The organism is Promicromonospora sp. AC04, assembly GCF_003058225.1.
GTDB lineage: Bacteria > Actinomycetota > Actinomycetes > Actinomycetales > Cellulomonadaceae > Promicromonospora.
Map to the genome: position 1 here is coordinate 408,863 of NZ_QBUG01000002.1, position 17,603 is coordinate 426,465.

Annotated in this window: 15 protein-coding genes; 6 read left to right on the forward strand and 9 right to left on the reverse strand. The window is 71.4% G+C overall.

Annotated features, from left to right (window positions below; translation table 11 throughout):
- Window positions 1-39 precede the first annotated feature (39 nt).
- Complete coding sequence (locus C8K30_RS07305) at window positions 40-666, forward strand: A24 family peptidase (RefSeq protein ID WP_108492224.1); 627 nt, start codon at window positions 40-42, stop codon at window positions 664-666.
- A gap of 179 nt (window positions 667-845) precedes the next feature.
- A complete protein-coding gene (locus C8K30_RS07310) occupies window positions 846-1,409 on the forward strand; it encodes a hypothetical protein (protein WP_108492225.1) in 564 nt (187 codons plus the stop codon).
- Window positions 1,410-1,476: 67 nt separating this feature from the next.
- On the opposite strand, the gene guaA is transcribed toward C8K30_RS07310, so the two are convergent.
- The 4 genes from guaA to C8K30_RS07330 form a co-directional block, all read right to left on the reverse strand.
- Window positions 1,477-3,069, reverse strand: coding sequence for a glutamine-hydrolyzing GMP synthase (guaA, locus tag C8K30_RS07315; RefSeq protein ID WP_108492226.1), 1,593 nt, complete (start codon window positions 3,067-3,069; stop codon window positions 1,477-1,479).
- 118 nt (window positions 3,070-3,187) lie between these two features.
- Entirely contained in the window at window positions 3,188-4,336 is a 1,149-nt protein-coding gene (dgoD, locus tag C8K30_RS07320; RefSeq protein WP_108492227.1) for a galactonate dehydratase, read from the reverse strand.
- Between the two features lie 97 nt (window positions 4,337-4,433).
- A complete protein-coding gene (locus tag C8K30_RS07325; RefSeq protein WP_108492228.1) occupies window positions 4,434-5,036 on the reverse strand; it encodes a 2-dehydro-3-deoxy-6-phosphogalactonate aldolase in 603 nt (200 codons plus the stop codon).
- Window positions 5,033-6,049, reverse strand: coding sequence for a 2-dehydro-3-deoxygalactonokinase (locus C8K30_RS07330; protein ID WP_108492229.1), 1,017 nt, complete (start codon window positions 6,047-6,049; stop codon window positions 5,033-5,035). The genes C8K30_RS07325 and C8K30_RS07330 overlap by 4 nt, the downstream gene beginning before the upstream one ends.
- 69 nt (window positions 6,050-6,118) lie before the next feature.
- Here C8K30_RS07330 and C8K30_RS07335 point away from each other — a divergent pair, with 69 nt between their 5' ends.
- Complete coding sequence (locus C8K30_RS07335; RefSeq protein WP_233257039.1) at window positions 6,119-6,967, forward strand: IclR family transcriptional regulator; 849 nt, start codon at window positions 6,119-6,121, stop codon at window positions 6,965-6,967.
- A gap of 151 nt (window positions 6,968-7,118) precedes the next feature.
- On the opposite strand, the gene C8K30_RS07340 is transcribed toward C8K30_RS07335, so the two are convergent.
- The 3 genes from C8K30_RS07340 to C8K30_RS07350 all read right to left on the reverse strand — a co-directional run bounded on the left by C8K30_RS07340 (window position 7,119) and on the right by C8K30_RS07350 (window position 11,441).
- Window positions 7,119-7,727: a hypothetical protein gene (locus C8K30_RS07340; RefSeq protein ID WP_108492230.1), complete on the reverse strand. Its 609-nt coding sequence runs from the start codon at window positions 7,725-7,727 to the stop codon at window positions 7,119-7,121.
- A gap of 127 nt (window positions 7,728-7,854) precedes the next feature.
- Complete coding sequence (locus tag C8K30_RS07345) at window positions 7,855-9,600, reverse strand: ABC transporter ATP-binding protein (protein WP_108492231.1); 1,746 nt, start codon at window positions 9,598-9,600, stop codon at window positions 7,855-7,857.
- Window positions 9,597-11,441, reverse strand: a complete 1,845-nt coding sequence (locus C8K30_RS07350) for an ABC transporter ATP-binding protein (RefSeq protein WP_233257040.1) — start codon at window positions 11,439-11,441, stop codon at window positions 9,597-9,599. The genes C8K30_RS07345 and C8K30_RS07350 overlap by 4 nt, the downstream gene beginning before the upstream one ends.
- A 60-nt stretch (window positions 11,442-11,501) precedes the next feature.
- Here C8K30_RS07350 and C8K30_RS07355 point away from each other — a divergent pair, with 60 nt between their 5' ends.
- Window positions 11,502-11,909, forward strand: a complete 408-nt coding sequence (locus C8K30_RS07355; RefSeq protein WP_108492232.1) for a DUF3817 domain-containing protein — start codon at window positions 11,502-11,504, stop codon at window positions 11,907-11,909.
- Between the two features lie 27 nt (window positions 11,910-11,936).
- On the opposite strand, the gene C8K30_RS07360 is transcribed toward C8K30_RS07355, so the two are convergent.
- A complete protein-coding gene (locus tag C8K30_RS07360; protein WP_108492233.1) occupies window positions 11,937-12,752 on the reverse strand; it encodes a hypothetical protein in 816 nt (271 codons plus the stop codon).
- A gap of 91 nt (window positions 12,753-12,843) precedes the next feature.
- Between C8K30_RS07360 and C8K30_RS07365 the strand changes: the two genes are divergently transcribed.
- Window positions 12,844-14,013: a MalY/PatB family protein gene (locus C8K30_RS07365; protein WP_108492234.1), complete on the forward strand. Its 1,170-nt coding sequence runs from the start codon at window positions 12,844-12,846 to the stop codon at window positions 14,011-14,013.
- Between the two features lie 3 nt (window positions 14,014-14,016).
- On the opposite strand, the gene C8K30_RS07370 is transcribed toward C8K30_RS07365, so the two are convergent.
- On the reverse strand, window positions 14,017-14,919 hold the full coding sequence (locus tag C8K30_RS07370) for an SURF1 family protein (protein WP_233257041.1): 903 nt from the start codon (window positions 14,917-14,919) through the stop codon (window positions 14,017-14,019).
- A 177-nt stretch (window positions 14,920-15,096) separates the two neighbouring features.
- On the opposite strand from C8K30_RS07370, the gene C8K30_RS07375 reads away from it, so the two are divergent.
- A complete protein-coding gene (locus C8K30_RS07375; protein ID WP_199230390.1) occupies window positions 15,097-17,589 on the forward strand; it encodes a phosphoketolase in 2,493 nt (830 codons plus the stop codon).
- Window positions 17,590-17,603 lie beyond the last annotated feature (14 nt).

Consider the following 17,603-nt stretch of genomic DNA (forward strand, 5'->3'; position numbering starts at 1 on the left):
TCTGGTGCGGCGGCGCTGACGCGCCGATAGCCTCCCGGGATGAGTCCCACCGAACCGGCTGCGACGAGCCCGGCTGAGCCCTTCGTCGTCCGCCACTACCGGCGCGCCCGGGCCGAGGTGGGTCCGTACGCGCGGACGATCGGCGTCGTTGCCATGGTGGCAGTGGTGTGGGCCGTCTGGGCGAGCGGCCCGGGCTGGCTGACGCCGGCGTATCTCGTGCTCGCGATCGCGGGCTCGGCGCTCGGGGTGATCGACGCGCACACCCACCGGCTGCCGAACGCGCTGGTGTTTCCCCTGACCTGGGCGACGGCGGCGCTGCTGGCGGTGGCCGCCCTCGGCGCCGGCACGTGGGGGACGTTCGGCCGGGCAGTGCTGGGCGGGCTCGCGTTCTTCGCCCTCTACCAGGTGCTGTACCTGGTGGCCCCGCGCGGTGGGATCGGGTACGGCGACGTCAAGCTCGCCCTGAGCCTGGGTGCGTTCATGGGTTGGCACTCGTGGGCCATGCTCCTGGTCGGCGTCTTCGCCGCACACATCCTGGCCGGCGTGGTCGCGATGGTCCTGCTGCTCGGGCGGCGCGCGGGCTGGAAGACGGGCATCGCGTTCGGGCCGTACCTGCTGCTGGGCACCGTGGTGGGACTGACCTGGGCGCGGATGACCGGCTGGTGATCCGCCGGCATCGCACGCACGAAAGGGCGCAGCAGAAGAAGGAATTGCCGAAAGGATAATTCACCAAATAATAGACACATTCGGGGGTGAAATTGGCTTCTGGGTATCAATTATCGCCCATGTTCCTCGTGATTCACTGACCGGCATCACCACGTTGCCGGCTGACATGAGGAGCACTCATGAGGAACGACGGACGCTTTACCCGAACGCTCCGGACCCGGCTGACGGCCGTGGCCTCCGGGGCGTTGCTGCTGGTGGCACTCGGCGCCGCAGCCCCCGCGACGGCGCGGACCGCCGGCGACCAGAGCCCCGCAGACGTGCAGGTCGAAGAGGTCACCTCGAGCTCGCCGGTGATGGTCGAGGACCTGGAGGCCGCGCCCGCCAGCGTGACCGCGACGTACTACTGCGCGGTCCGCGACGGCACGTTCGGGTGTCAGAGCGGCACCCCCGGAGACGGCCTCGTGGTCACCGAGCTGTTCCAGAGCGCCGAGTTCGGCGGGTGGCGCATCGTCGTCTTCAACCCGGCCTACTCGGTCGGGTGCACAAGCGGTACCGCCGACAACGAGGGCGGCGCGAACCTCGGCACATACGCGAACCAGGTCAGCTCGGTGAAGACGTACAACCATTGCGACGTCAAGCTCTTCGACAGCAACAACAAGACCGGCGCCAGCACCGCATTCATCGACCGCGACAACAACCTCGGCACGTTCAACGACCGGGCGAATTCCTTCCGGATCTCGTGATCTTCTGATCTCCCAGCCAGGAGAGACCTGCGGCCCCGCCCCGAAGAAGGGACGGGGCCGCAGGACGTCACTCCCACTCGATGGTGCCCGGCGGCTTGCTCGTCACGTCGAGCACCACACGGTTGACCTCACGCACCTCGTTGGTGATGCGCGTCGAGATGGTCGACAGCACGTCGTAGGGCAGCCGGGTCCAGTCCGCCGTCATCGCGTCCTCGGACGAGACCGGGCGCAGCACGATCGGGTGGCCGTAGGTGCGGCCGTCGCCCTGGACGCCCACGGAGCGGACGTCGGCGAGCAGCACCACGGGGCACTGCCAGATCTCGTTGTCGAGGCCGGCCTTCGTCAGCTCCTCGCGGGCGATCGCGTCGGCGCGGCGCAGGATCTCCAGGCGCTCTGCCGTGATCTCGCCGACGATCCGGATGCCCAGGCCCGGGCCGGGGAACGGCTGGCGCGAAACGATCTCCTCGGGCACGCCGAGCTCGCGACCCACCGCGCGGACCTCGTCCTTGAACAGGGTGCGCAGCGGCTCGACCAGCTCGAAGTCCAGGTCGTCGGGCAGGCCGCCCACGTTGTGGTGGCTCTTGATGTTGGCCGCGCCCTCGCCGCCGCCGGACTCCACGACGTCCGGGTACAGCGTGCCCTGCACGAGGAACTTGACCTCCTCGCCGTGCGCGCCCGCCTCGGCCACGATGTCGCGCTGCGCGTCCTCGAACACGCGGATGAACTCGCGGCCGATGATCTTGCGCTTGGTCTCCGGGTCGCTGACACCGGCGAGCGCCGTCAGGAAGCGCTCCTTCTCGTCGCGGACGATCAGGCGGACGCCGGTCGAGGCCACGAAGTCGTTCTCGATCTGCTCGACCTCGCCGGCCCGCATGAGGCCGTGGTCCACGTGCACGCAGGTGAGCTGGTCGCCCACGGCCTGCTGCACGAGCGCGGCGGCGACGGCGGAGTCGACGCCGCCGGACAGCGCGCAGATGACGCGGGCGTCGCCGATCTGCGCCTTGATGGCCGCGACCTGGTCGGCGATGACGTTGCCGGGCGTCCAGTCGGGGGCCAGCCCGGCGCCGTCGTACAGGAAGTGCTCGAGCACCTGCTGGCCGTGCGCGGAGTGCCGCACCTCGGGGTGCCACTGCACGCCGTAGAGGCGGCGGCGGGTGTCCTCGAACGCGGCGACGGGCGAGCCGTCCGACGTCGCGAGCACCTCGAAGCCGACCGGCGCCTTGTGCACGGCGTCGCCGTGGCTCATCCAGGCGGTCTGGTGCTCGGGGGTGTCGGCGAGGAGCACGCCGGAGGAGCACACCTCGACCTCGGTCCCGCCGAACTCGCTCAGGCCCGTCTGCGCCACCTCGCCGCCGAGCGCCTGCGCCATGGCCTGGAAGCCGTAGCAGATGCCCATGACGGGCACGCCGGCCTCGAAGAGCTTGGGGTCCACGAACGGGGCGCCGGCCGCGTACACGGACGAGGGGCCGCCGGACAGGATGATGGCCGCGGGGTTCTTGGCGAGCATCTGCTCGACGGTGAACGTGTGCGGCACGATCTCCGAGTACACCTTGGCCTCGCGCACGCGGCGCGCGATCAGCTGGGCGTACTGCGCGCCGAAGTCGACGACGATGACCGGGCGGGGGGTCTGCGGCTGGTTCTCAGGGGCAGTGGACGACACCCGGCAAGTCTATGTGCCCGACGACGCCCCGGCGCCCCACAGCGGAGTTACCTCCCGCACGCCGGCGCCGGCCCGTCCGCCGGCCCGGCCCGGCTGCTCGCCACGGCCGGGCCGGGGATCACCACTCCGCGAACGAGCCGTCCTCGTGCCGCCAGACCGGGTTGCGCCACCGGTGCCCTTCCACGGCCCGCTCGCGGACGTAGTCCTCGTTCACCTCGATGCCGAGGCCGGGCCCCCGGGGGATGGTGACCGAGCCGTCCTCGTACGCGAACACACCCGGGTCGACGAGGTAGTCCAGCAGGTCGTTCGCCTTGTTGTAGTGGATGCCCAGGCTCTGCTCCTGGATCACCGCGTTGTAGGCGACGGCGTCGAGCTGCAGGCAGGCGGCCAGCGCGATCGGGCCGAGCGGGCAGTGCGGGGCGACGGCGATGTCGTAGGCCTCCGCCATCGCGGCGATCTTGCGGACCTCGGTGATGCCGCCGGCGTGGGAGAGGTCGGGCTGGATGATGTCGACGACGCCCGAGGTGATGACGTGCTTGAAGTCCCACCGGGAGTACAGCCGTTCCCCGAGGGCGATCGGCGTGGCCGAGTTCCGGAGCACGTCGGCGATCCCGTCGACGTGCTCGGAGAGCACCGGCTCCTCGACGAACATCAGGTGGTAGGGCTGCAGGGCGTCGAGCAGCACGCGCGCCATCGGGCGGTGCACCCGCCCGTGGAAGTCGACGCCGATGCCGATGTCCGGCCCGACGGCGTCGCGGACCGCCGCGACGTTGGCGACCACCTTCTCCACCTTGTCGCGCGAGTCGACGTACTGCAGCTCCTCCGGCCCGTTCATCTTGACCGCGGAGAAGCCCCGCTCGACGGCGTCCTTCGCCTGGGCAGCGGTCTCGGCGGGGCGGTCGCCGCCGATCCACGAGTAGACCTTGATCCGGTCGCGCAGGCGGCCGCCCAGCAGGTCGTGCACGGGCACGCCGAGCGCCTTGCCCTTGATGTCCCAGAGCGCCTGGTCGATGCCGGCCAGCGCGCTCATGTGGATGCCGCCGCCGCGGTAGAACCCGGAGCGGTACAGGACGGTCCAGTGCTCCTCGATCCGGCGGGGGTCCTTGCCGATCAGGTAGTCGGACAGCTCCTCGACGGCGGCGGCCACGCTGGCCGCGCGCCCCTCCAGGACCGGCTCGCCCCAGCCCACGATCCCCTCGTCGGTCTCGATCTTGAGGAAGAGCCACCGGGGCGGGACGGCGAATGTCGTCATCGACGTGATCTTCACGGCTTACCTTTCGTCAACGGTCTTGGGTTCGTCGAGATCTGGTGTTGGTGCCGGGATCTGGTGGTGCGCCGCCAGATCTCACCGGGATCACCAGATCTCAGCGCCAGATCCCCACCAGGTGGGCGGCCCGCGCCCCGACCACGTCCGGTGCGTCGCCCGGGCGGTAGAGGGACGTGCCGATGCCTGCGCCGGATGCGCCGGCGCGTGCCCAGTCGGCGAGGTTCGCGGCGTCGACACCCCCGACGGGGACGAGCCCGGTGCCTGGAGGCAGGACGCTGGCCCAGGCCCGCATCCCGTCGATGCCGACGGCCGTGCTGGGAAAGAGCTTGATCGCGCGTGCGCCGGCTTCCAGCGCGGCGAACGCCTCGGTCGGCGTCGCCGCCCCCGGGTAGCTCTCCAGCCCGAGCCGCACCGTCTCGGCGACGACGTCGGCCCGGGTGTTCGGCGAGACGATGAGCGAGGCACCGGCGTCGGCGGCCCGCCGGACGTCGTCCGGGGTGAGCACGGTGCCTGCCCCGACCCGGCGCCCTGCCGGACCGGCCGCGCGGATCCGGCGGATGGACTCCAGCGGGTCCGGGGAGTTGAGCGGCACCTCGACGGCGTCGAACCCCGCCGCGAAGACGGCCTCCGCCACGGCGACGGCGTCGGCGGGCGACACCCCGCGAAGGATGGCGACGAGGCCGGTGGGACGGGACGTCATGAGGGCTGCTCCTCCGCCGTCAGGACAGATGCCGGGGTGGCCGTCGGGGTGAGCGAGGCCAGGCCTGCGTCGAGGGCGATGCGCCAGAGCCCGTGGACCGCGGCGTCCTCCTCGACGATGCGGACGGACACGCCGCCGCGCTCCAGCGCGAGGCGGTACCGGTCCTCGGTCGACGGGGGCCCGCACAGCGCGACGACGGCGGCCGGGTCGCCGCGCAGCGCATGCCGGACCTCGGCGCCGATCAGCAGCCCGGAGACGTAGTCGGCCACCTCCGCGGAGCCGAGCCGGCCGGCCAGCACGAGCGGTCGCGCCGTGAAGAGCAGCGCGGACAGGCCGCGCTCGTCCCCGTGCGCCGCCTCGGCCTCGAGCCCGCGCGCGAAGGCGGCCGATGCCTTGGGGCCGACCTCCCCGGTCGCCAGCCGCGCGAGGATGCTGTCCCGCATCAGCAGGCCGTACAGCTCGCCGGTCATCGCGGTGGTGAAGCCGGTGACGCGGTCGCCGTCGAGGCGCACCCACTTCGAGTGCGTGCCGGGAAGCACCACGGTCTCGGGGCGGTCCGCGGCAGTGGCGAGCGCACCGACGAGCTGCACCTCCTCGCCCCGCATGACGTCCGGGTCGGGTCCGGCGTCCCGCAGGCCGGGAACGATGTGGACCACGGAGTCGCCGGCGGGCACCACCGTCAGCCGGTCCGCGAGGCCGCTGAGCTCAGCGGGGACGTCGAGGTACCCGGCCTCGGCCCAGCCGTGGTTCGAACCCGCCATCCCCGCGCACAGGACGGGGATGCCGGGATGCTCATCGAGCCAGGGCCGGCACAGCCACGCGAACGTCGCCTCGAACGCCGCGGCCCGCGCCCGTGCGGAGTCGGTTCGCTCCGAGACCGTCAGGGCGCCGTCGGCCGTCCGGACGCTGTCAAGCACCGAGCCCGTGCCGTCCAGGAGCCACGCGCGAAACGTCGTCGTTCCCCAGTCGAGGGCTACCAGTGCGGCGTCGCGCCTCGGTGCGTCATCAGCCATGCTCCGGACGTTAGAGGCGGGATCCCGACTATCTGAACCGCGTCCCGATTATCGGGATACGGTGTGCCGATGGCCGTCCCACCCGACGCCCCCGCGCCGCGAGCGCTCGCCCCCACGGGCGAGCCGGTGTCGCGCGCACACGACGGGATCGCCTCCGCTCCCCCGGGCACGCAGACCCTCGCGCGGGGCATCGCGATCGTCAACGCCGTCTCCCGCGGCCGGACCCGCCTGCGCGACATCGCGGAGGAGACCGGCGTCGGGCGCAGCACCACCCACCGCCTCCTCCAGCTCCTCCTGGCGACCGGCTACCTGCGGCAGCTCGACGACGGCGCCTACGCGCTCGGCCCCGCCCTCATCGAGCTCGGCTACCAGGCCCTGCAGGAGAACCCGGTCACCGGTGTGGCCGCCCCGGTGCTGCGCGCGCTCGCGGACCGTGTGCACGACACGGTCCACCTCGCCATCGAGGGCCGCGGGCAGGTGCTCTACCTCGACAAGATCCCGGGAACGCGCGGGGCGGTGATGCGCTCGCAGATCGGGCACCGCATGCCGCTGACCCGTACGGGGATCGGCAAGGCGCTCCTCCTGGACAGCCCCGGGCGCTGGAGCGAGCGGTTCCTCGCCGAGCGGCCGGCGGGGGCCGGGCACGGGCTGGAGCACGACGTGCTCACCGCCGACGCGTTCGTGCAGGTCATGGAGGCTTCGGCCGGTCGGGGGGTGGCCTTCGACCTCGAGGAGAACGAGCCGGGCATCCTCTGCGTCGCGGCGCCGGTGCGCGACACGTCGGGCTCGATAGTCGCCGCGATCAGCGTCACGGCGACCCGCCCCTACATGCCGCCCGAGCGGCTCGAGACGCTCGCGCCGATAGTGCAGGACGCCGCCGCCCGGATCTCGACGGGCCTGGGCTGGCGAGCGACGTAGGGTGGGCCGCGGATCACTGAACGCAGCATTGGCGCTCCGATGACCCGTTCCGAAGACCGCGTGCTAATCTCGTTACAGCCTCCCCCCAAGGGGTGTGAGGAAGTGAAGCCGGGACCCCCTGATGGACGTCAGGAGCCCGGCATCGCGCATTTCAGGAGAGTTTGATGTCGATCTCCCGAATCACGCTTCCTACGATCAGGCGCAACGCATCGTCCCCGTCGGATCGGTAAGCGTTGACGATGCCCGCAACGGCGTCCGGCACCCAGAGCATCGGCTCCTCGTTGGGCAGCGCAAACTCGACACGGAGCGCCGATGAGACCACCGCCTTGCTGTAGAGGGCGGCTGCCATCGTCTTGTCCCGTGCATTCAACGCCGGATGGCGGGACTCGAGAAGAACAGCGGTCACACCGATCTGGTCGAGTTCGTACAAGAGCCGCTCCATACACTGGCGCCTCGCACGTTCCTGCCGCTTGGAGTCCAGCGGAACTCCCACCACCACAATGTTGAATGCATCTAGCTCGGCGACGAGCGCTGCGATCTTCTCCTGACGAAGCTCCGACTCGTGCCTCCAGTGGAGCCGCCTCGCCTTCCCTTGCCGCAAGGCACGCAGACTGTCCCGGGTCTGCTCACAAGCGGAAGGGTCGGCTACTACGGCCGCCATCAGATAAATCCCCGGACGGCCATCCATCGGCCCCCGCATCGACTCGTCCACCCAAGCGTGCAGAGTGAACTCGTCGGCGTCAGGAGATTGGGGATCCACTGCAGGATCATCCCCCAGCAAACGCCCTCATACCAGTTCAGTAGCTATTGCATATACGCAACACCTAACATGTAGGTCGCAAAGGTCGTACTTGCAGCCGCTTAGCAACCGCCCCGGAGGCGGCCCGCTACTCGTGCTGCCAGCTGTGCCAGAGCCGTGCGTAGTCGCCGCCCGCCGCGACCAGCTCCTCGTGCGGGCCGATCTCGGTGATGCGGCCGCCGTCGAGCACCGCGACCCGGTCGGCGTCGTGCGCCGTGTGCAGGCGGTGGGCGATGGCCACTACCGTGCGCCCGTCGAGCACCGCGTTGAGCGAGCGCTCCAGGTGCCGGGCCGCGCGCGGGTCCAGCAAGGAGGTCGCCTCGTCGAGGACGAGCGTGTGCGGGTCGAGCAGCACCAGCCGCGCGAGCGCGACCTGCTGCGCCTGCGCCGGGGTGAGCTTGTACCCACCGGAGCCGACCTCCGTGGCGAGACCGTCGTCGAGCGCCTCCACCCACCCGTGCGCGTCCACGGCACGCAGCGCGTCCATCAGCTCGGCGTCGTCCGCCTCGATCTTGGCCAGCCGCAGGTTCTCCGCCAGCGACCCCACGAACACGTGGTGCTCCTGGGTCACGAGCGCCACGTGCTTGCGCAGGTCCTCCAGCGGCAGGTCCACCAGCGGTACGTCGCCGACCTTCACCGTGCCGCCCGTGGGCGGGTGGATGCCGGCCAGCATGCGGCCGAGGGTCGACTTGCCCGAGCCCGACGGCCCGACGATCGCCAGCCGCTCCCCCACCCTGAGGTCGAGGTCGATGCCGTGCAGCACGTCCGTGCCCTCGCGATAGGCATAGCGCACCTCGGCGCCGCGCACCTGCTCGTCCTCGGGCACGGCCTCGCCCGCCGTGCGGTCCATCGGCACGAGCCGGACGCCGATGATGCGGGACAGGGACGTCGCGGCCACCTGGATCTCGTCCAGCCAGAAGATGAGCTCCCAGACCGGGCCCTGCAGCTGATAGGTGTACATGACGATGGTCGCGACCATGCCGATGGTCACGGTGCCCTCGGAGGCCAGGAACCCACCCCACACGAGCACCGCGATGGGCGCGATCATGAAGGCGAAGTCCACGCCCGGGAACAGCACGGTCCGCAGGTTGAGCGTCCCGCGCTCGGCCTCGAACGCCTCGTGCAGGTCGTCGTCGCCGCGCGTCGTGCGCCGTCGGCCGATCTTCAGCGCGTCGATCGTGCGCGCGCCCTCGACGGACTCGGTGACCGTGCCGTCGAGCCGCGCGTACGCCGCGGACTCCCGCTGGTAGGCCGGGGTGGCCCGCTTCAGGTACCAGCGGGCCACCACGACCAGCACCGGCGCGCCGACGAACATCGCGATCGCCACGAGCGGCGACACCAGGAGGCTCATCGCGGACGTCAGCACGAGCGTCACCACCGCGATCACCAGCCGCGGGACGCCGAAGCGCACCGCGTTCTGGATGCGGCTGACGTCACGGGTCGTGCGGGCGATGAGGTCGCCGGTCCCGGCGGTCTCGACCGTGGACAGCGGCAGGGACGTGATGGTCTCGATGAACTCCTCGCGCATGTCCGCGAACACCGTCTCGCCGAACACCATGGCGCGGCGCTGCGCGAACCGGGTGATCAGCGCCTGCAGCACGATCGCGGCGGCGGCCACGAGCACCAGGTTTCGCGCCACCTCGAGGGTGGTCCCGTTCGTCACGGCGTCGACGAGCTTGCCCAGCACGAACGGGCCGACCAGACCGGCCAGGGCCGCCACCGTGTTCGCCACGGTGATGACGATCAGGGGCGCCCGGTGCCGTCCGAGCAGCTTGCGCGTGTACCGCCAGGTCTCGGCGGCATCGGCGATCGGCAGGATCTTTCCCGTGCTCATGCCGCGCCTCCTTCCTGTGCGTTGGTGGCGCCCAGCAGCTCGTCGAGCTCGGCGTCCAGGTCGTCGTCGTCCAGCGAGCGGCCTACCACCCGCCGGTAGCGGGCGGCCTCGCGCCCGCCCTCGGCGTTCGGTGGCAGGTCCAGCAGGTCGCGGTGCGTCCCGTGCGTGACGACGCTCCCGTCGTCCAGGAAGATCACGTCGTCCACGTGGTCGAGCACCAGGGGGCTAGCGGTGACGATCAGGGTCGTCCGGCCCCGACGCCACTCGGTGAGGCGCTGCGCGATGCGCGCCTCGGTGTGCGCGTCGACCGCCGAGGTGGGCTCGATCAGCACCAGGATCTCCGGGTCGGTGAGCAGCGCCCGGGCGAGCGCCACCCGCTGCCGCTGACCGCCGGACAGCGAGCGCCCCTTCTCCGGGATCTCGCCCTCGATGCCGTCCGGCAGGGACTCCAGCACGTCGTGCGCGTCGGCGATGTGCATGGCGCGCAGCAGCGCCTCCGCGTTCGCGGTGTCCCGTACGTCGAGCTCGCCCGCGAGCCGGCCCGAGAACAGCGCCGGGGTCGCGTCCGCGACCACTATCCGGTCCCGCAGCTCCTGCTTGTCGAGGTCGGTCAGCCGGACGCCGCCGAGCGTGACCGGGGTGCCGGTCTCCGCCTCGTCGTCGTACCGGCCCATCCGGATCGCGACCTGCGCCGACTCGTCCGGGTCGGCGCTGACCAGCGCGACGACCCGGCCGGGCTGGAGCGCGACGCCCGTCGTCTCGTCGACCAGCGGCACGTCGGCCGGCGGCATGGTCGCCGTCGGCTGCTCGGCGCCGGTGGCGGGCACGACCTGCAGCACCTTGACGACCTTGCCCGCGGCGACGTGTGCCTTGGTCACGACGTTGACGGACTGGACCAGCAGGTGCACGGGCCACGACAGGAACGACGCGTACCCGTAGAACGCGACGAGCTGGCCCGTGGTGATCCGCCCGGCGATGGCCTCCGCCGCGCCGAGGTACACGACCAGCGCGATGAACAGCCCGGGCAGCAGGATCTGCAGGGCGTCGAGCACCGACTGCGTGCCCGCGACGTCGACGCCCGCCTGCCGGACCTTCTGCGACTGCGTCCGGTACCGGCCCGTGAAGACCTTCTCCCCGCCGATGCCGCGCAGGATGCGCAGCCCGGAGACGGTGTCCGCGCCGAGCGTGGTGAGCCGCCCCTGCGCGTCGCGCTGGTTCTTCTGGTGCTTCTGCAGCGGCTTGACCAGCAGCGCGAGGATCGCGGCGACCACGGGCAGGCCGAGCGCGATGACGAGGCCCAGCGTGAGCGACTGCGTGAGCATCAGCACCACCACGATGCCGTAGGTGGCGACGCTGCCGATGGTCTGCGCGGCGATGCCGAAGACCTCGCCGATGCGCATCGTGTCGTTCGCCACCGAGGACACGACCTCGCCCGTGGGCAGCTCCTTGGTGATGTTCTGCCCCGACCGGGACACGGTGCGCGTCACGAGCTGCGACGTGCGGAACGCGGCGTGCATCCAGGCAGTGATGTCCCACCGGTGGCCGATCGCGTTCGAGGCGATCCAGAGAAGGCCGACACCCAGCATGGTGCCCGCCCAGGTCCACGTGGTGCGGTCGAGACCGGACGCGCTCGCGCTGTCGATGATCCGCCCCAGCAGGAACGGCTGGAAGGCGCTGCACGCGAACGAGAACACGCCGAAGAACATCGCCACGAGCAGCACCCGCACCTGCTTCCGGGCAAGCCACAGGAGCAGGGTGAGGGGCCCGCGCAGCGGCGGGGTGCCGGGATCGGCAAAGGGGAGGGGGCGCACGACAACCACCGTACGGAGGACCACTGACATTGATCCACGCTTTATCCACACGGCAGAGGCCACCCCGGAAAAGGCATATCCTCGAATGTTGTGAGTACCCCTCAGACTGCTCCCGAGATCTCCGCCGAGGCGGCCGCTACCGCGATCCGCAAGGCCCGTGGCGCCATGGCCCGGTACCGCTTCATGGCGATCCTGACCGGTGTCATGCTGCTGATCCTCTGCGTCGAGCTGGGCATCAAGTACGGCCTGGGCGCGCTGACCGACGTCGACGGCGTGATGCCGTTCATCGCGTGGGTGCCGTTCGCGCACGGCTGGATCTACGTGGCGTACCTGGTCACCGTCGCCGACCTGTGGTCGAAGATGCGCTGGGGCTTCGGCCGCCTGATCACGATGGTGCTCGCCGGCGTGGTCCCGGTGATGTCGTTCGTACTGGAGAAGAAGATCCACGGCGAGGCCGAGGCGAAGCTCGCCGCGCTCGAGGCGCGCTACCTGTCCTGACCTGGCCGGCCCGGTGGCCCGACGGCGTCAGGCCTCGTGCCGCCGGTCCAGCTCCGCCCGCAGCCTCGGGCCGAGCAGCGCGGTGATCTCCGCTGCGCCGGGCTCGTCCTCGTAGGGCAGCATCTCGACGAGCCCGACGGCGATCAGGTCGTCGACGTCGGCGTCGGACCCGAGCTCGGCCTCGAGGAGCCCGAGGACGGCCCGCACCTCCACCGCGGGGTCCGGGCTCGTGGAGGTGTACAGCCGGAGCGCCTCGGCCCGGTCCTCCTCGGGCCAGTCGTCGTCGATCCCGAGGGACGCGCCGCCGGTCAGCAGCGCGACCTCGCGCTGCGCGACGTCGCCCAGGAACGGGTGGGCCAGCACCTCGCGGTGGTACCCGTACCGCTGCTCGTCGGCGAGCGGCCCCAGCGCGGGCACCGCCCGGAGCAGCCGGTCCAGGAATGCGGCGACCGCGGGCTCGTTGCGGTGGTCACGGTCCTGGTCGAGAGCCGCGCGGAGCCGCGTACCGAGCGCGTCGGCGATCTCGCCGTGCGGCTCGCCGGGCGAGGGAACGTGGATCAGGTAGGCGCTGACGACGTCCTCGCTGACGACCGGCCGCCCGGCCTCCAGCTCCGTGCCCAGCGCGATCATCGCGTCCCGCGCCGCCGGGTCTCCCGCCCGCACCCGGACCATGAGCTCCGCCGAGACCAGCTCCATGACGAACCCGTCGGTCATCAGCTCGGCCTCGAGCCCGGCGTCGGTAGCGGCCCGCACCTCGCTCCCAGCGACCTCCCCCGCGAGCGGCACTGCGCGCGCCAGATCCGCCCACCAGGCGGATCCGGTCCAGGATCCGGTGTCAGTCATCGTCGGCACCGCCGAACGTGATCATTCGCCCATCCTCGCGCATCCGTGGGCACCCGCACAGGAAACGAGCGGCACCTGCTTCAATGCAAGCGTGAACGCCCACGCTTTTGACGCCCTCACGGCCGACCGCCTCCGCGAGAACGGCAGCCTCAAGTGGACGGCCTTTCCCGACGCGATCGGGGCCTGGGTCGCGGAGATGGACTTCCCGATCGCGCCCCCGATCGCCGCCGCGCTGCACGACGCCGTGGACCGCAGCATGCTCGGCTATCTCCCGCACGGCCTCGTGACGGGCACGTCAGAGGCGTACGCGGCGTTCGCCGCCGACCGGTACTCCTGGACGGTGGACCCGGAACGGGTGCGCGCGGTGTCCGACGTGCTGACCGCGCTGGTGCACACCATCGAGCACTTCTCGCGCCCCGGTTCGCCGGTCATCGTGCCCACCCCCTCGTACATGCCGTTCCAGACCCTGCCGGGCGAGCTGGGCCGCGAGCTCATCCAGGTCCCGATGCGGCGCGACGCCGACGGCCGGTACACGTACGACCTGGACGCGCTCGACGCCGCGTTCCGCGCGGGCGGGCACCTGCTGGTGCTGTGCAACCCGCACAACCCGATCGGCCGGGTCCTCGAGCCCGACGAGATGCTGGCCGTCGCCGAGGTCGTCGACCGCCACGGCGGGCGCGTCTTCTCCGACGAGATCCACGCCCCGCTGGTCTACCCGGGCCGCCGGCACGTCCCGTACGCATCCCTGAACGAGACGACGGCGGGCCACACCCTCACCGCGACCTCGGCCTCGAAGGCGTGGAACCTGCCGGGCCTCAAGTGCGCGCAGGTCGTCCTGTCCAACGACACGGACGTGAAGCTCTGGAACGAGGCGGGCGCCGAACGCATCGAGGAGGGCGCGTCGACGCCGGGCGTGCTGGCCAACCGGGTCGCCTACGCCGAGGGCCGGGACTGGCTGGACGACCTCGTCGCCTACCTGCACGGCAACGTCACGCGGCTGGGCGAGCTGCTCGACGGGACCGGGATCGGCTACCGCGCACCCGAGGGGACGTACCTGACCTGGCTGGACTGCCGGGGTCTGGACCTCCCGGGCGGGCCCGCGAGCGCGGCCGTCTGGTTCCACGAGCAGGCGGGCGTCGCCCTGATCGACGGCGCCCTGTGCGGCGCGGCCGGTCAGGGTTTCGTGCGGCTCAACGCGGCGATGCCCCGCCCGATCCTGGAGCGGGCGGTCGGCCGGATGCTGGAGAGCATCAAGAGCTGAGGCTCAGGCCGACGGCAGGCCCGCGATGCCCGTGCCGGCGTCGGTGGGCTCGCCGCCCCGGCGTCCGCCGGCCATCTCGTCGCGCACCAGGCGGACCCACAGGAGCACGGCGAACCCGCCGAACACCCACCACTGCAACGCGTAGAAGATGTTCTGCAGGTTGGCGCCCGAGCCGCCGTCGATGGTGGGGCGCGGCAGGGCGGCGACCCCGCCGTCCTCGGGTGAGCCCGGCCCCTGGGTCGCCACGAGGTAGCCCGTGTAGATCGGCCCGCCCCACTCGTTGACGAGCGCGCTCAGGGCGATCTGCTCGGTCTGCCCGTCCACCACGGCGGCGCTGCCCGACGTCGACTCGCCCACCTGCAGCCACCCTGTCAGCGTGACCTCGCCGGTCGGCAGGGTGAGCGCCTCGGCGTCGGCGGGTGTGGCCACCCAGCCCTGGACCACCGCGAGCACGGGGGCGCCGGAGAGGTCGGCCCAGGACGCGCCGCCCGTCCCGTCGTCGGACACCCGGAAGGGGGTCAGGACGAGGTAGCCGGTGCGCCCCTCCAGTGCGCGGCCGGGGACCACCAGCGATCCGGCGGGCTCGAACTCGCCGGTCACCCGGACCTCGCGGCCCACGAGCTCGCCGGGGAAGCTCTCCTGCGGTGCGAGCACGTCGCCCAGCGCGGACGGCCCGGCCGCCGCGGCCTCGGCCGCCTCCTGCTGCGCGGCCAGCTCCGCTCGCTCGTACGCCCGGTCCAGCTGCCAGGCGCCCAGCCGGCCGCACACGAGCGCTGCCAGCACGAACACGAGCAGCAGCCCGATCATGCGGGGCTGCCGGGCGACCTGGAGGAAGGTGCGTCGCTCGGTGCTCGGGTCGGCGTCGATCACCCTCGGATCGGGTGTGCTGGGGGCACTGGCAGGCATAACCTCAACGGTAACCGCCGCGGACCGGTCGGCGGCACAGGTGACCGGGACAACCTGCACACGTCACAGATCAGCGAGCCGCGCGGTCGTCTCGCGGGCAGGACGGTTCTGCGTTCGAATGAACGGGCAGCAACCCGGCACGGATCCCGCACGTAACTCGCAGTAGGAGCGTGAGCGATGACCACGACAGCAGTCCCCGACTCTCCGGCCACCCGATGGCGCGCCACCGGCGTCGCCGAGCTGGAGCCCGCCGAGCTGGAACGGATCGACGCGTGGTGGCGGGCCGCCAACTACCTCTCGGTCGGCCAGATCTACCTGCTCGACAACCCGCTCCTGCGCGAGCCCCTCACCCCCGACCACGTGAAACCACGGCTGCTCGGCCACTGGGGCACGACGCCAGGCCTGAACTTCCTGTACGCGCACCTGAACCGCGCCATCAAGGAGCGGCAGCAGGAGACGGTCTACGTCACGGGCCCCGGCCACGGCGGGCCGGGCCTGGTCGCCTCCGCGTACCTGGACGGCACCTACTCCGAGGTCTACAGCGACATCACCGAGGACGCCGAGGGCGTGCGGCGCCTGTTCCGGCAGTTCTCGTTCCCGGGCGGCATCCCGAGCCACGTCGCGCCGGAGACGCCCGGGTCGATCCACGAGGGCGGCGAGCTCGGCTACTCCCTCAGCCACGCCTACGGCGCGGTCTTCGACAACCCCGACCTGCTGGTCGCGGCGGTGGTGGGCGACGGCGAGGCCGAGACCGGGCCGCTCGCCACCTCCTGGCACTCGAACAAGTTCATCAACCCGGCCCAGGACGGCGTCGTCCTGCCGATCCTGCACCTCAACGGCTACAAGATCGCGAACCCGACGGTCCTGGCGCGCATCGCGCCACGGGAGCTGAACGACCTCATGGTCGGGTACGGGCACAGGCCGTACTTCTTCGACGGCGGGTACGACGAGGCCGAGCCGCCGCTCGAGACGCACCGCCGGTTCGCGGCCCTGCTCGACGAGGTCCTCGACGAGATCGCCGCGATCAAGAGCCGGGCCGCGAAGGGCGATCTCAGCCGCCCGATGTGGCCGATGATCGTGTTCCGCACACCCAAGGGGTGGAGCGGCCCGGCGGAGATCGACGGCAAGAAGACCACGGGGTCGTGGCGCGCGCACCAGGTGCCGCTCGCGAACGCGCGGGACACCCAGGAGCACCTGAAGGTCCTGGAGGACTGGCTGCGGTCCTACCGGCCGGAAGAGCTGTTCGACGCCGACGGCCGCGTGCTGCCCGAGATCACCGCGCTCGCGCCGGAGGGCGCGCTGCGGATGAGCGCCAACCCGCACGCGAACGGCGGGCTGCTCCTCAAGGACCTGCGCCTGCCGGACTTCCGCGACTACGCGGTGGACGTCCCGGTCCCCGGCGGGTCGACGTCGGAGGCGCCGCGCGTGCTGGGCCAGTGGCTCACCGACGTGATCCGGCTGAACCCCGACAACTTCCGCATCTTCGGGCCGGACGAGACGGCGTCGAACCGGCTGCAGGCCGTGTACGAGGTGACGAACAAGCAGTGGAACGCCGAGTACATCGGGCCGGAGGTGGACGAGCACATGGCCCGCGCGGGCCGTGTCATGGAGATGCTGAGCGAGCACCAGGTGCAGGGCTGGCTGGAGGGTTACCTCCTGACCGGCCGGCACGGCCTGCTGACGAGCTACGAGGCGTTCATCCACATCGTCGACTCGATGTTCAACCAGCACGCCAAGTGGCTCAAGGTAACCAACGACATCCCGTGGCGGCGGCCCATCGCGTCCCTGAACTACCTGCTGTCCAGCCACGTCTGGCGCCAGGACCACAACGGGTTCAGCCACCAGGACCCCGGGTTCATCGACCACGTGGTGAACAAGAAGGCGGAGATCGTCCGGGTTTACCTCCCGCCGGACGCCAACACCCTGCTGTCCACCTACGACCACTGCCTGCGCAGCCGCCAGTACGTGAACGTCGTCGTCGCGGGCAAGCAGCCGGCGCCCAACTTCCTCGACATGCCGACGGCGATCGAGCACTGCACGCGCGGCCTCGGCATCTGGGAGTGGGCGGGCACCGAGGTGGCGGGCGAGAAGCCCGACGTCGTCCTGGGCTGCGCGGGCGACGTGCCGACCCTGGAGGTGCTCGCCGCGGCGGACATCCTGCGCCGGGAGCTGCCCGACCTCAAGGTGCGCGTGGTGAACGTCGTCGACCTCATGCGGCTGCAGGACGCCAAGGAGCACCCGCACGGCCTCACCGACTCCGAGTTCGACGGGCTGTTCACGAACGACCGGCCGGTGGTGTTCGCCTACCACGGCTACCCGTGGCTCATCCACCGCCTCACCTACCGCCGCACGGGCCACGTCCACTGGCACGTGCGCGGCTACAAGGAGGAGGGCACGACGACGACGCCGTTCGACATGGTCATGCTCAACGACCTGGACCGGTACCACCTGGTGATCGACGTCATCGACCGGGTGCCGTCGCTCGGCAGCGCGCAGGCCGGGCTGCGCCAGCGCATGCAGGACGCGCGGCTGCGCGCCCGCTCCTGGACCCGCGAGCACGGCGACGACATCCCCGAGGTGCGCGACTGGGTCTGGCCGGCGGCGCTCGAGGGTGGTACCGGGTCTCAGGTACTCGCGGCTACGCTCGACACCGGCGGAGACAACGAGTAGAACCACGGAGCTGA

Bases quoted from the DNA above. Each gene is read 5' to 3' on its own strand.
- C8K30_RS07305 (WP_108492224.1), top strand. From the start codon at position 40: ATGAGTCCCACCGAACCGGCTGCGACGAGCCCGGCTGAGCCCTTCGTC.
- C8K30_RS07310 (WP_108492225.1), top strand. From the start codon at position 846: ATGAGGAACGACGGACGCTTTACCCGAACGCTCCGGACCCGGCTGACG.
- C8K30_RS07325 (WP_108492228.1), bottom strand. From the start codon at position 5,036: ATGACGTCCCGTCCCACCGGCCTCGTCGCCATCCTTCGCGGGGTGTCG.
- C8K30_RS07330 (WP_108492229.1), bottom strand. From the start codon at position 6,049: ATGGCTGATGACGCACCGAGGCGCGACGCCGCACTGGTAGCCCTCGAC.
- C8K30_RS07335 (WP_233257039.1), top strand. From the start codon at position 6,119: ATGGCCGTCCCACCCGACGCCCCCGCGCCGCGAGCGCTCGCCCCCACG.
- C8K30_RS07345 (WP_108492231.1), bottom strand. From the start codon at position 9,600: ATGAGCACGGGAAAGATCCTGCCGATCGCCGATGCCGCCGAGACCTGG.
- C8K30_RS07350 (WP_233257040.1), bottom strand. From the start codon at position 11,441: ATGTCAGTGGTCCTCCGTACGGTGGTTGTCGTGCGCCCCCTCCCCTTT.
- C8K30_RS07360 (WP_108492233.1), bottom strand. From the start codon at position 12,752: ATGACTGACACCGGATCCTGGACCGGATCCGCCTGGTGGGCGGATCTG.
- C8K30_RS07370 (WP_233257041.1), bottom strand. From the start codon at position 14,919: ATGCCTGCCAGTGCCCCCAGCACACCCGATCCGAGGGTGATCGACGCC.
- C8K30_RS07375 (WP_199230390.1), top strand. From the start codon at position 15,097: ATGACCACGACAGCAGTCCCCGACTCTCCGGCCACCCGATGGCGCGCC.